This window comes from Melittangium boletus DSM 14713 (genome assembly GCF_002305855.1).
Lineage (GTDB): Bacteria > Myxococcota > Myxococcia > Myxococcales > Myxococcaceae > Cystobacter > Cystobacter boletus.
Map to the genome: position 1 here is coordinate 9,301,782 of NZ_CP022163.1, position 15,126 is coordinate 9,316,907.

Consider the following 15,126-nt stretch of genomic DNA (forward strand, 5'->3'; position numbering starts at 1 on the left):
GAACCTCCTCCGCTCAAGTGGATACGGCTCGGGTGAGTGAGTCCAGACAATCCGTCAACCGCCGCGCGACCGTCTGGACATGACTCCCTTGCAGCATGGAGTAGTGGCTGCCAGGAACCCGGAGCAGTTGCGCCTGGGCCAGGTTGTCGCGCCAGCTCGTCCAGGGATCCGGGAGGGAATCCCCCGCGAGGGGTACGGCCTCCTCCGCCTGGAGGAAGACGACCTTGCCCCGGTAGGGCGCGGGCCGGTAGCGGGACAGCGCCTGGGCGTTCTTCGCGAAGACGCGGAAGCGCTGCTCCAGCTCGGCCAGATCGACGCCCGGAAGCGCACCGAGCGCCTGGGCCCGCTCGAAGACGTAGCCCAACCGCGCCTTCTCATCGGGCGCATCCAGTCGCGCCGGATCCAACCGCGCCGCGCCCTGCCCGCCCAGCACGTCCGTGGCGAACCACGCCATGAGCGCTCGCGGCTCGTCCGCGTGCTGGTAGGTCTCCGGCGCCCAGGTCTCCAGGAGCATGAGCAGCTCGACCTGTTCGCCCGACTCCTCCAGCCGCCGCGCCATGGCCTGCGCGAGCAACCCACCCGTGGACCAACCTCCCAGCCGGTAGGGCCCCGCCGGGCGGATCTTCCGGACTTCCTCCAGGTAGCGCGCCGCCAGTTGCTCCACGGACGCGGCTTGCTCGTCCACCAGCGACTGCAGCGCGTAGAACGGCTGCTGGGGCCCCAGCTGACCCGCCAGCGCCGCGTAGCAGAGCACGTCGCCTCCGGTGGGATGCACGAAGAAGAGCGGCGGCTTGTCCCCCTTCTCCTGGATCCGCACGAGCGGCCCGCTCTCGAGGGCCACCCCTTGCTGGCGCAGCACCGCCGCCAGTTGCTGGATGGTGTCGGCCTGGAACAGCAGGGACACCGGGAAGGGCCGGCCGAATCTCGCGCGCAACCGGGACATCATCCGCACCGCCAGCAGGGAGTGTCCTCCCATCTGGAAGAAGCCCCGGGTCACGCTCATGGGGCGCACGTCGAACAGCTCTTCCCAGATGGAGGCGAGCTCCAGCTCCAGGGCGTCCTTCGGCGCGACGTGATCGGCGGGCAACTCGGGCCCGGGCGCGTCGGGCGCCGGCAGGGCACGGACATCCAACTTCTTGTTGGGCGTCAGCGGCAGGGCCTCGAGGCGCACGAAGTGGCTGGGGATCATCGCGGCCGGGAGCTTGTCCAGCAGGAAGCTCCGCAGCGCCGAGGACGTCACCCCCGTGGCCGACTGCCCCACGACATAGGCCACGAGGTTCACCTCGCCCGAGCCATCCGCGCGGGCCAGGACCACCGCCTGCCGCACCTCCGGGTGCTGCCGCAGCGCCGCTTCGATCTCCCCCAGCTCGATGCGCACACCCCGGACCTTCACCTGATGATCCAGGCGGCCCAGGAACTCGATGCGCCCATCGGGCAGGTAGCGAGCGAGATCGCCCGTCCGGTACAGCCGGGTGCCGGGCTCGTTTCCGAAGGGATCCGGAATGAAGCGCTCCGCCGTCAGCTCGGGACGATCCAGATAGCCCCGCGTCACGCCCTCACCGCCAATGAGCAGCTCGCCGGGCACGCCCACGGGCACGGGCCGCAGTCCCTTGTCCACCAGGTACATGCGCGTGTCGTCGATGGGACGCCCGATGGGAAGCACGGACTCCCCCCGCACCATCTGGTGGAAGGAGGACCAGATGGTGGTCTCCGTGGGCCCATACATGTTGAGCACTTCGCCCTTCATGCAGGCCAGGGCCTGCTGACCGAGCGCGAGCGGGAAGGCCTCGCCCCCCACCAGCAGACGCTTGAGCGGGCGCAACGCCTGTTCGCCTCCCGCCTCCATCAGCAGCATGCGCAACATGGACGGCGTGCACTGGAAGTGGGTGACGCCATGCCGGGCCACCAGCTCCGGGATCTCCTCCTTCTCCTCCCGCGAGGTCGCCCGCTCCCGCAGCGCGTTGAGATGCTGGAGCCCCGCCAGCGTGGACTCCATGTCCACGCCGAAGTCGATCAAGCTGGCGATCTCGTCCACGCCCAGCTCGCGCAGTTGGTGGACCATGGGCAGGCAGCTCTCCACCGTCCCGAACAGGCCCATCTGCTCGAAGTAGCGCTCGATCGCCTTGGAGAGCAGCACATCGATGTCCGCCTCGCTCAAGGACTCGAACTCGGCGCCATGCGGCAACGGGCCAATCACCGAGCGCAGCAGACCCACGGAGCTCTTCAAATACTCGCGCAGCGGTCCCTGGACCTTCTGGCGCACGGCGCCGCGATCCTCGCCCAGGAACGTGTGGAGCATGAGCGTGACGTGCCCCGCCCCGGGGCCATGACCCGCCGCCTTCCAGGCGTCCCGGTAGATTTGAATCTTCTTCGCCAGCTCCGCGAGGTTCTGTCCAAGCAGGTGGGTGAGGACGTTGAGGCCGCGTTCACCCGCGGCGCGGAAGGTCTCGGGATTGCCCGCGGCGGTGAGCCAGATCGCCACGTCGGGCTGGATGGGCCGCGGCAGGGTGCGGACCTCCACGTCCTGGCCCAAGCCATTGGGGAAGACGACCGCATCGCCCCGCCAGAGCTTCTGGAAGGCCTCGATCTGCGACATCAACTGGCCGCGCGCCCCGGCATAGCGCTCCGGCGCGAGCACGAAGTCGTTCGGATGCCAGCCCGAGGCGAAGGACAGATCGACCCGGCCGCCGGAGAGGTTGTCCACGATGGACCACTCCTCCGCCACGCGGATGGGGCTGTGCAACGGAAGCACGACACTGCCCGCGCGGATGCGGAGGTTGCGCGTGGTGGCCGCGATGGCCGCGCTGACGACGGAGGGATTCGGGTAGATGCCTCCGAAGGAGTGGAAATGCCGCTCCGGAGTCCACACGGCGGTGAAGCCGTGCTCGTCCGCGAAGCGCGCGCCCTCCATGAGCAGGCGGTACTTGTCACCCGAGCGCTCGCGCTCGTCGCTGGCGAAGTAGAAGAGGCTGAACTCGAGCGGCTTGGACGCTCCCGCGCGCACGGGCTGCTGGGTCGTCCGCTCCTCGCGGAGCACCACCTGGAAGCCACGGGTCAGCGAATAGAAGATCTCCAACACGGAGATGTCGAACGACATGCTCGTCGTCGCGAGCCAGACGCCGGGCTCCCCCCGGCCGTCCAGCGACTCATCCATCGCCGCGAAGAAGCGATCCACCGTGTGGTGGCAGACCATGACGCCCTTGGGCCGGCCCGTGGAGCCCGACGTGTAGATGGTGTAGGCGACGTTGTCGGCCGTCACCCCGCTGCTCGGATTGCTCCGCTCGCGGGAAGACGCGCGCTCGCCATCGTCCAGGCACACCTTCTTCACGTCCTGGGCGGACAGGAGCCCCCGCGACCGCTTCTCGCACAGCACCACCGGCGCTCGCGAGTCGGAGAGCATGTAGGCGAGCCGGTCCGCGGGATAGGCCGGATCCATGGGCACATAGGCCCCTCCCGCCTTGAGGATGCCCAGCATGCCGACCACCATGTCCACGCCGCGCCGGACGCAGAGCCCCACGCGCACCTCGGGGCCGACGCCCAACGCGCGCAGCTCATGCGCCAGCTCGTTCGCGCGGGCGTTCAGCTCCTGGTAGCTCAACCGCCGCTCCCCGCAGACCAGGGCGGTGGCCTCGGGGAAGCGCTCGGCTCGCGCCTCGAACAACGTGTGCAGGCACGCCGTGGGCGGCCGCTCGGTCGCGGTGTCGTTCCACGCGACCACCACCTGGTGCCGCTCGGCGGCCGACAGGAGGGGCAAGTCGGACAGGCGCTGATCGGGCGCGTCGACGATCCCCTGCAGCAGCGCTTCCAGATGCCCCACGATGCGGGTGGCGGCGTCCTCATCGAAGAGATCCGTGCTGTATTTCAGCACGCCGCCGAGAGCGGAGTCCGACTCCGTCAGCTCCAGGGAGAGATCGAATTGACCTTCCTGCTGCGGCAGCTCGTAGGGCCGCAACACCAGACCGCCCGGCAGCACGGGTTGCCGCTCGTCGCCCTGGAAGAGATCCTCCCGGGGCGAGGGCTGCAGCATGAAGACCACCTGGAAGATGGGCGTGCTGTTGGAGTGACGCTCCGGGTTGAGCCGCTCCACGAGCAGGTGGAAGGGAAAGTCCTGATGGGCGAGCGCGCCGACGACCGTGGGCCTCAGCCGCCCGAGCAGTTGCCGGAACGAGGGGTTCCCGGAGAGGTCTCCCCTCAGCGCGATCATGTTCATGAAGTTGCCCACGACCTGGGCGAACTTCGGCTGGGTGCGCCCCAGGGTGGGCGAGCCCACCACGAGATCCTCCTGGCCCGTGTAGCGGTGCAGCAGCACCATGAACGCGGCGAGGAGGGTGTTGTAGAGCGTGACGCCTTCGCGCTCGCACAGGGCGCGCAGGCGCTGGGTCAACGCGCTGCTCAGCGACACCCGCGTGGAGGAGCCCGCGTAGTGCTGCACCGCGGGGCGCGGGCGCGCGAAGGGAAGATCGAGCACGGACGGCGAGTCCGCGAGCTGCCGGGACCAGTAGGCCCAGAGCCGTTGTCCCTCTTCCCCCGCCAGCATCTCGGACTGCCAGCGCACGAAGTCCACGTACGTCGCCTGGGGCGGAGGCAGCGCGGCGGGTTGGCCCGCCTTCTCCGCCCCGTACAGGTGCCGCACCAGCTCGTCCCCGAGGATCAACAGGGACCAACCGTCATAGACGATGTGGTGGATGACGAAGAGCAGCACATGGTCCCGGGGTCCCCGGGAGAACAGGTGCACGCGCATCAACGGCCCGCGCTCCAGGGAGAACGGCAGCTCATAGGCCTGGATCACCCGGGCCCGCAGCGCCTCGGGAGCCAGGTCCGGCACCTCCACGTGTTCGAAGTGGACGGTGCCGCGCTGATGCACCTTCTGGATGGGCTGGCCCTGGTGCGTCGCGAACGTCGTGCGCAACGCCCCATGGCGCTCGAGCAGCGCCTGACAGGCCCGGCGCAACGCGGCGACATCCAGCTCGGAGATGATCCGGATGGACAGCGACGTGTTGTACGCCGAGCTGGAAGGCGCGAGCTGTGAGACGAACCACAGCGCCTGCTGCCCCCGGGAGAGAGGATGAACGGACTCTCCCTCGGCGGCGAGCTGACGCAGATGCTGAATGAGCGCGGCCTTATGGCCGGCGACCAGGCTCAAGGTCTCCGGAGAAAGAGCTCCCTTGGGCGCCCGGTACTTCAACCGGTCACCCTCGACCCAGAGCGTGACGCCCTGCCTGGACAGCTCGGCCACCAGTTCTTCCGCGCTCATCATCACAGCTCGCCTTCCTCCCAGTCCGCCGCCTTGGGAGCGGCCACGCCCGTGCTCGACAACCGCTCCGCCACGCTCTTGGACAGACGCGCGAGGCTCGCGCCCTCGAGCAGCTCGTCCAGCGGCACGTTGACCCCCGTCTCCACGTGGATCTTGTGCTTCAACTCCATGGTCAACAGGGAGTCCATGCCGAGCGTGTGCAGCGGCTGGCTCAGATCCAGCTTGGCGGCCGGCATCCGCAGCAGGTTGGCGGTCTGCTCACGCAGGTAGCCATCCAGCAACACCCCGCGCTGGCTGGCGTCGGCGTTGAGCAGCGCATGGGCGAAGGCGCTCGTCTCCGAATCGGCTGCCGAGGCGGACACCTCGGGCACGGGCGGGACCACGTACTGCTTGGCCTCCACCTGGCTGTAGGCCGTGGCGTACGGCAACTGCTTGTTCAACTGCGTCCGGTTGATGCGCCGCAGCGTCTCCACGTCCCGCGAGTCGTCCTTCGTCACCATGAACAGGCCGTAGGCGGCGAGCCGGCGGCTGAGCAACTCGCCCAGCATGTGGATGCCGTGCAGGTGCTCGCGCGTCACCGCGTCCGAGTCCCGCGTCACCCGCTCGAAGTTCTTCGGGAACTCGGCGTCGTGCAGGAAGTTGGCGATCTCCTGGGTGGCGTCCACGCACTCGACGACGCGCAGGTGGTTGCGCGCGAGCAGTTCCGCCCACTCGCCCACGGGGACGAACTGGGTGGTCGACTCGGGGTGCTCGATGGGCGAGACCATGTTGGACATGGTCTCCGCCATGATCAGCAGGCCGCCGGGCTTCATGCTGCGGCTGATGTTGGCGAAGAGGTCCGACTTGGCCCGGATGTGGTGGATGACCTGGTAGGCGATCACCAGATCATAGGTGGACGGGAATTGATCCCGCGAGCTGTCCTGGTAGTGCAGCAGGACGCGGCCATCGAGCCCCAGCGCGCGGATGCGCTGACGCCCCACCTCGATCTGATCCGGCGAGATGTTGCAGCCATGCAGCTCCAGGTGCGGATGCGCCCGGGCGAGATCGACGAGGTCCGCCGCGTGGCCGCAGCCGATGTCGAGCACGCGCGTCCGCGTCGAGAAGTCGACGCCCCGGTAGAGGATGCGGGCCATCTCCTGGTTCGCCTTGAGGGCGATGTCGTAGTAGGCGCGGTAGCTCTGCTCCTGGGGCTCGGGCCGGTAGAGGGAGATCCACGAGAAGCCCGGGATGACCTCACGCAACGTGGCGAAGCGCAGCGAGGGCACCTCGAACGCGGAGTTGACCTCCAGGAGGTGCACGACGCTCCGGTAGAAGGACACGAGCGTATCCGTGTTGGGGATGAGCGAGTCGATCCAGTAGCGCTCACGCTGGAAGGGATAGGTGGGCAGGGAGGTGCGACGCCGCGCCCCTCCGGCGCTCACGCTCGCCCAGTCCACTTCCACGCCCCGCGCGTACAGCTTCGCCAGGCCGCCCAGCATCTGCTTCCAGTCCCCCACTCCCGGCTTGAGCGTCCCCACCCACTCCCCTTCCTCCCCCAGGTACTTGCGCCCCACCGCCACCAGCGTCGGCTTGGGCCCCACCTCCACGAATACCCTCTGGCCCCTCTCGTACAGCCCCTTGAGCCCTTCCCAGTACTTCACCGGCTCCCTCACCTGCTTCTTCCAGTACTCCCCCTGGCTGACCTCTTCCCCCTTCACCGGCCTGCCGCTCACGTTCCCCACCAGCTCCACGCTCGGCCTCCCCCACTTCACCTTCCCCAACACCTTCCCGTACTCCTCCAGCATCGGCTCCATCAGCGGCGAGTGGAACGCGTGCGTCGTCTTCAACTCCCGGCTCTCCACCCCCTCCTTCCTCAGCTCCTCCACCACCCCTTCCACTTCCTTCTCCCCTCCCGCCACCACCGTCTCCCGGGGGCCATTCACCGCCGCCACCGACACCCGGCTCTCCTTCCCCTTGAGCGCCTGGCGCACCTTCCCCTCCTCCGCCATCACCACCACCATCTTCCCCTTCTCCCCCAAACCCTCCATCAGCTGGCCTCTCTTCGCCACCAGCTCCAGCCCCTCCTCCAGGCTCATCACCTCCGCCACGCACGCCGCCACGTACTCGCCCAGGCTGTGTCCCAGCACCGCCCCCGGCTTCACTCCCCACCCCATCCACACCTTCGCCAGCGCGTACTCCACCGCGAACAGCGCCGGCTGCGCCACGCTCGCCTTACTCAGCAGTGCTCCCTTGCCTCCGTAGAGCACTTCCACCAGCGACTCCCCCATCAGCGGCCGCAACACCTCGTCGCACCGCTTCATGGTTTCGCGGAACACCGGCTCCGTCTCGTACAGCTCCTGGCCCATTCCCTCCGCCTGCGAGCCCTGGCCCGTGAACAGGAACACCACTTCCTGCACCCTTCCCGCCTCCCGGCTCACCGCTCCCTGCTCCGGCGCCTCTCCCTTCGCCAGCGCCTCCACCTGCTCGCGCAGCTGCTGCACGCTCTCGGCCACCACCGCCGCCCGGTGCGCGAAGTGCGCCCGGCCCGCGTTCGCCGTGAAGCACACCTCCTCCAGCTTCGCTTCCGGGTGCGCCTCCAGGTACTTCACGTACCGGCTCGCCAGCTCCCGCAGGCTCTCGGCGTTGCGCGCGGACAGGCTCATCACGTGCAGCGGACGGCCCTTGCCCTCGGCCTTCCGCTCCACTTCCGGAGCCTCCTCCAGCACCACGTGCGCGTTCGTTCCGCTGGCGCCAAACGAGCTCACGCCCGCCACGCGCGGACCCTGCCCGGCGGCCCACGGCGTGAGCTGCGTGGGGATCTCCACCGGCAGCTCGTTCCAGGGGATATAGGGATTGCCCCGCTTGAAGTGCAGATGGGCGGGGATCTCCCGGTGCTTCAGGCTGAGCGCGAGCTTGATGAGGCCCGCGATGCCCGAGGCGAACTCCAGGTGGCCGATGTTCGTCTTCACCGAGCCGACGCGCAGCGGCCGAGACTTCTCGCGCGTGGGACCGAACACGGCGCCAATGGCGCGCATCTCGATGGGGTCGCCCAGCGCGGTGCCCGTGCCGTGCGCTTCCACGTAGTCCACCTGCTCGGGCTGGAGCCCAGCGTTATCCAGCGCCTTGCGGATGACCTGCTGCTGCGCGAGCCCGTTGGGCACCGTCAGATCGCTGCTGTGCCCGTCCTGGTTGGTCGCCGTGCCACGGATGACCGCCAGGATGTTGTCCTCGTCCTTGATGGCCTCGGACAGGCGCTTGAGCACGACCATGCCGCACCCTTCGCCACGGCCGTAGCCATCCGCGGAGGCGTCGAACGTCTTGCAGCGGCCGTCGACGGCCAGCATGCGGGCCTTGCTGGTGGTGATCCACCCCTGGGGCATGAGCAGCAGGCTCACGCCGCCCACGAGCGCCAGCGAGGACTCGCCCGAGCGCAGGCTCTGACAGGCCAGGTGCACCGCCACGAGCGAGGAGGAACATGCCGTGTCCACGGCGAGGCTCGGGCCCTGGAGATCCAGGAAGTGCGACAGGCGGCCGGTGGCGAACGTGAGCAGGGTTCCAGTGAGGTAGCTCGCGTCGATGCGGTCGGCGCCCTCATCCGCCCGGAGCTGGGTGTACTCGCCGGTGGCCCCCCCGACGAAGATGCCCGTCTTGCTCCCCGCGAGGCTCCGAGGCGAAATCCCCGCGTTCTCCAGCGCCTCCCAGGTCACCTCGAGCAGGAGGCGGTGCTGCGGATCCAGGTTCACCGCCGAGCGGGGCGGAATGCCAAAGAAGTAGGGATCGAAAAGATCCACGCCGTCCACGAAGGCACCGTTGCGCGTGTACACCTTCCCCGGAACCGAGGGATCCGGATCATAGTACGCGTTCACGTCCCAGCGGCTGGAAGGCACTTCCTGGACCGCGTCCACGCCCCCGCTCAGCAACTTCCAATAGGACTCGGGGCTGTTCGCTCCACCCGGAAACCGGCACCCCACGCCAATGATGGCGATGGGCTCGGTGGCGCTGCTCTCCGGGACGCTTTCGCCCGCGGAGCGCAGCAGCATCTTGGCCAGGTTCACGCGCTTCTCTGGCGACAGACCACGAACCAACTTCTCCATGACATCACTCATTTGGAACCGTCTCCGGAAAGGGATTGCGCCAGCGAATGCAGCTCGGTCTCGGACAACCGTTGTGCCTCGCCCAACAACTCGAGAATGGCATCGTCCACGGGAGCGGAATCCTCCGGCGCGGCGATGGGGATGGAAGGAGGTGCGACATGCGCGGGAATGAGCGCCGCGAAGGCAGGCAACTCCTTCGCGAGGAAGTTCGTCAACTCATCAACAGTGGGATACTCGAAGACGAGAGTGGACGGCAACTTGTGCCGGAAACTCTTCTCCAGGTGGTTCTTCAGCTCCACGGACATGAGTGAGTTCATGCCCATCTGGAAGAAGCCTCGATGGGGCGCCAGCGCGGAGGGCTCGGCCCCCAGCACCCGCGCCGCGACCTGGCGCACATGCTCCAGCAGCACACCCCGGCGCCTGCCCGAGGGCGCCTCCTCCAACTGACGCAACAGCTCGGAGCGCGTATCGCGCTCGGGCGCCTTCGACGCCGCCACGGCCCGTCCGGACTGGATGTCGTCGAGCAGGGGCCGCCGCCGCTTGGCCTCGTGAATGGGCTTGAAGCGGTTCCAGTCCACGGACGCCACCGTGCGCCGGATGGCGCCCGAGCCCACGAGTTGATCCATGGCGGCGAGCGCCGAGGCGGTGGGCATCGCCTCCAGGCCCACCGAGGCGAAGAAGCGCAGGGCCTCCTCGGAACCCGCCATGCCGCCCTCGCTCCACTGGCCCCAGTTGACACACGTCGCCACGAGCCCCTGGGCATGGCGGTATCCGGCGAAGGCCTCGAGGAAGTGGTTGGCCGCCGCGTAGGCCGCCATTCCCTGCGCGCCCCAGACGGAAGACGCCGAGGAGAACAGGACGAAGCAGTCCAGGGGCAGATCCCGGGTGGACTCGTGCAGCGCCTGGGCCCCCTTGACCTTGGAATGGAAGACCGAGGCCATGAGCGCCGCGTCCGTCTCGACGAGCGGCCGGTGCACCGACACACCCGCCGCGTGGAAGATGCCTCGCAGGGGAAGAGGACCCGCGCGCAGCTCGCCCACCAGCGCGGCCACCTGCTGGGACTCCCCGACGTCACACCGGACGACCTTCACCGAGGCCCCCTGGGACTCGAGCTCCCGGACCGTGCGAACCTGCCGTCCGGCGGCGCTGTCCGCGGAGAGCGCATCCCACTGGCTCGCCTCCGACAGGCCCGTGCGGCCCACCAGGACGAGGTGCCGGGCACCGCGCGACACCAGCCATCGCGCGACCTGGAGACCCAGTCCGCCCAAACCGCCGGTGATCAAGTAGACGCCATCCGCGCGCCAGGCCACCGGGCCCGCCGCCGCCGGCGCGGCACGCACCAACCGGGCCACGTGCCGTGACCCCGCGCGATAGGCGATCTGATCCTCTCCGTCGGAATGGAGCAGGTCCTCGCACAGCGCGTCCACATGGCTCGCGTTCCACTCCGACGGCAGATCGAGCAGGCCTCCCCACAGCTCCGGATGCTCCAGGGCGAGCACGCGACCCGCGCCCCACAGCGGCGCCAGCGTCACGGAGGGGATGTCCTTGCCCACGGCCTGCGCGCCTCGCGTGACCAGCCACAGCCGCGCGCCCGGGCTCGACGACCGGCCCAGGCCCTGGACCAACGAGGGCAGGCTCTCGCAGCCCGTGGCCAGCACCTCGCTCAGCGAGCCTCCATCCAGCGTCCACAGGTGCACCACGCCCCGCCAGGCGCCCTGGGCCACCTGCTCGAAGCGCTTCTCCTCATTCGCGTGCAGCAGCGTGCAGGGCTCGCCCTTCGCGCGCAGCCGCTCCGCCAGGGCCTGGCCCACTCCGGAGCGATCCGAGAGGATCAACCACGCGCTGGACGCCGCGCTCGTGCGCGAGGCCTCCCCCTGCCCGGACCCGCGCGCCTTGTGGGGCCACGACACGTCGTAGAACCAATCGCGCGGCGCGGACAGGGCCGCGCGGGCAGTGTCCTGGTCCGCGGGCTCCGCCCAATCCGCTCCGCCGTTCTCGAACTCGGCGTACGGGGTGAGGGCGCCGAGCTTCGCCTGGTTCACCCGCGCCAGGTAGGACGGACTCGCGTACTCGTCCTTCTGGATGATCAACAGCGCGTAGCTCATCAGGCCCTTCTCGAGCGCCTTGCCGAAGTTGCGCATGGCGTCGAAGTTGCGGCGCACCAGCTCGTTCAACTTGAAGCGCTCGGTGACGCGCTCCAGGTTCTGGTCGAACGAGGGATCCTCCAGGAAGAGCGAGGCCTCGCGGCTGATGTCGACGCCCTCCACCAGGCGGAAGTTGTGGCGCGAGAGCACGTCCGCCCACTCCTCCGCGCTGCTGTTGTAGGAGGCCGTCTCCTCGATGTTGATGGCCGACACGCCCGCGGCGATGAAGTCCGCGAGCAGCAAGAAGCCGCCGTTGTTCAGGCTGCGCGCGAGGTTGGAGAACAGCGCGTCCTTGTCGGCGATGTGGGTGGCGACCTCGAAGCCGAACGCCACGTCATAGCGGTCCGGGAAGGCATCCTTGGCGCTGTCGCGCGCGAAGACCCGGATGCGATCCTCGAAGCCGCGCTCCCGCACGCGCCTCGCGTCGACGGCGGCCTGCTCGGCGGAGATGGTGTAGCCGTGCAGCTTGAGGTGCGGATGGCGGCGGGCGAGCGAGAGGAGATCGGACGCGTAGCCGCAGCCGAAGTCGAGCACCTTGCGCACCGACTCCCAGCGCACGCCCCCGAACAGCACCGAGCGCAGGCCCCGCTGTCCATCGAGCAGCACGTCCTTGTGCTCCGGCGTCTCCGACATGCCGTACACGTTCAACAGCCAGGAGAAGCCCGGGACGGGCCGCCGCATGATGCCGAAGGTCAGGTAGACCTCGTCCGGTTGGAGCACCCGCTCCAGCTCGGCCGAGTCGTCATAGAAGCGCGACGCCGTTCCTTCCCCGTGCAGGGACGCGGCGGGCACCTCGGCGCTCTCCTCGGACGGCGGCGGCGCGGACAGCCCGGCGCGCGGCTCGGCGCGCTGGAGCTCCACCCAGTAGCGCGAGCGCTGCCAGGGGTAGGCCGGCAGCGGCACGCACGCATGAGGGCCGGCGTAGTGCGGCCGCCAGTCGATGGGGTGTCCCGCCGTGTACAAGGCCCCGAGCGAGCGCAGCAGGATTTCTCCCTCTACCTCGTCGCGCAGCAGCGAGGGCAACACCTGGGCCTTGGGGTACGCGGCGCACATCCGCTCGATGGACTGCGACAGCACGGGGTGCGGGCTGATCTCCAGGAAGAGGTGATGCGGGCTCGCGAGAAGCTGCTCGATGGCGGTGGAGAACAGCACCGGCTGGCGCAGGTTGCGCACCCAGTACGACGCGTCCCAGTCCTTGCCGTCCGTCTGGCTCCCGGTGACCGTGGAGTACACGGTGAGGCGCGCCGCCTCGGGGCTCAGCCCCTCCAACTGCTCGCGCAGCTCGGCGAGAAGCGGCTCCACCTGGGGAGAGTGGGAGGCGACGTCCACCTTGACGTCCCGGCAGAAGACGTTGCGCCGCCGCAGCCCCTCCGTGACTTCCCGAAGCGCGTTCGGCTCGCCCGCCAGCACGGTGGTCGTCGGGCCATTGCTCGCCGCGACGGACAGCCGATCCTCGTAACCCACCAGGGCGGCGCGCGCCTCGGCGAGGGAGATCTCCGCGAGCGCCATGCCGCCCTGGCCCCGGACGCGCCGCAACAGGATGCTGCGGCGGCAGATGACCCGCGCGGCGTCATCCAGGCTGAGCACGCCGGCCACATACGCCGCCGCCACCTCGCCCATGCTATGGCCCACCACCGCGTCGGGCTCGATGCCCCAGGAGCGCCAGTGCGCCGCGAGCGCCACCGCGATGGCGAACAGCGTCGGCTGGAGCACGTCGATCTCCGACATCCGCGACGTGGCCTCGTCCGCCTGGAGCTGCTCCATCAGGGACCAGTCCACGTAGGCCCGCATGGCCTGGTCACACGCCTCCAGCGTGGCGCGGAACACGGGGGACTCGCGCATCAGCCGCCGGCCCATGCCGGGCCACTGGGAGCCCTGCCCGGAGAACACGAACACCACCTTCGGCCGCCGGGTCGCGGCTTCGCCGTGGGAGATGGCGTCATGGGGCTCGTCCCGGAGGAAGGCGCCCAGGTGCTCCACGAGCGCCTGGCGCGAGCGGCCCGCCACCGTCAACCGGTTCGGAAACTGGCCGCGCCGTGTGCTGGCCGTGAAGCAGATGTCCTCGAGCGCATACGGCGCCCCCGCCCCGTCCTCGGCGAGGAAGGACTGGTAGGCGCGCGCGAGCTCCCGCAGCGCCGGCTCGCCCCGGGCGGACAACGGCAACAGGTACGCGGGGGGCGCGGAGCTCGGCCGCGTGAGGGTGCGCGCGGGCGCCTCCTCGATGACGAGGTGCGCGTTGATGCCGCTCAGGCCGAACGAGCTGATACCCGCCACGCGCTTGCCGGGCACGCCGGCCCAGTCCCTCAGCTCGGTGGGGATCGTCAGCGGCAGCTCCGCCCAGGGAATGGCCTTCGTGGGCTCCTTCAGGTGGAGGTGGGGCGGAATCTGCCGGTGCTGGAGCATCAGCACCACCTTGATGAGGCCCGCGGCGCCCGCGGCCGCCTCCAGGTGGCCGAGGTTCGTCTTCACCGAACCCAGGGTGAGCGGCTGGGAGCGGGAGCGCCCGGGCTCGAACACCCGCTGCAGCGCCCGGACCTCGATGGGATCTCCGAGCGGCGTGGCCGTCCCATGGGCCTCGATGTAGCTGACCTGCGAGGGCTCCACGCCCGCGTTGGCCAGCGCCCGGCGGATCACCGCCTCCTGCGCGGGCCCGCTGGGCACCGTCAGTCCTCCGCTGGGGCCGTCATGGTTGACCGCGCCTCCGCGAATCACCGCCAGCACCGGATCCCCATCCGCGAGGGCTTCCGACAGGCGCTTGAGCACCAGGACCCCACAGCCCTCGCCTCGCACATAGCCGTCCGCGGAGGCATCGAAGGTCTTGCAACGCCCCTGGGGGGACTGCGACCGCAGCCGGGAGGAAACGATGTGCCCATCGGGCGACAGGATGACGTTCACGCCTCCCGCGATGGCCAGGTTGCTCTCACGGGCGCGCAGGCTTTGACACGCGAGGTGCACCGACACGAGCGACGAGGAACATGCGGTGTTGACCGCCACGCTCGGTCCCTGGGCGCCCAGGAGGTAGGAGATGCGGCCCACCAGGAAGCTGGGATCCGTGCCGAGCGCCACATAGGCATCCAGCAACGAGGGATCCACGCGCTGGGCCATGAGCTGGCCGTAGTCATTGAGCATGATCCCCACGAACACACCCGTGAGGCTGTTCTCGATGCGCTCGGGCGCCTGACCCGCGTTGGCGAGCGCTTCCCACGTCACCTCCAGCATCAAGCGCTGCTGGGGGTCCATGCTCGCCACTTCGCGAGGCGCGATGCCGAAGAAGCCAGCGTCGAGCGAGTCGAGCCGCGTGCCTTGGAGGAAGCCGCCCCACTTCGTGTACATCTTCCCCGCGGCGTCGGGATCCGGATCGTAATAGGCGTCCACGTCCCAGCGGTCCGAGGGAATCTCGGTGACGACATCACGGCCCTCGCGCAGCAGTTGCCAGTAGGACGCGGGATCATTCCCCCCACCGGGCAGACGGCACGCCATGCCGATGATGGCGATCGGCTCGCGCTTCTCGCGCTCACTCGCCTCGAGCCGCGCCTGCATCTTCTCCAGCGCCACCAGGGCTCGTGCCAGGCGAGCGCTGTGCTCGTTTTGTTCCGTACTCATGGGCTCAAAACCTCTCACTGCGAATTCGGGGGAAGGGGGAACGGCGGGCGCG

General features: G+C 69.2%; 3 protein-coding genes. All 3 read right to left on the minus strand.

The features are described 5' to 3' along the window. Positions 1–13: 13 nt before the first annotated feature. The 3 genes from MEBOL_RS38420 to MEBOL_RS38430 are packed head-to-tail and all read right to left on the minus strand — an operon-like array spanning position 14 to position 15,074. Positions 14–5,257 (minus strand): MupA/Atu3671 family FMN-dependent luciferase-like monooxygenase, encoded by a 5,244-nt coding sequence (locus tag MEBOL_RS38420; RefSeq protein ID WP_245919241.1) that lies wholly within the window; start codon positions 5,255–5,257, stop codon positions 14–16. Beyond that, entirely contained in the window at positions 5,257–9,327 is a 4,071-nt protein-coding gene (locus tag MEBOL_RS38425; RefSeq protein ID WP_245919243.1) for a type I polyketide synthase, read from the minus strand. Before MEBOL_RS38425 ends, MEBOL_RS38420 begins: the two co-directional genes overlap by 1 nt. An 8-nt stretch (positions 9,328–9,335) precedes the next feature. Then, the gene (locus tag MEBOL_RS38430; protein WP_095982062.1) at positions 9,336–15,074 is read right to left on the minus strand and encodes a type I polyketide synthase; all 5,739 of its coding nucleotides are present in this window, start codon (positions 15,072–15,074) and stop codon (positions 9,336–9,338) included. Positions 15,075–15,126: the final 52 nt, after the last annotated feature.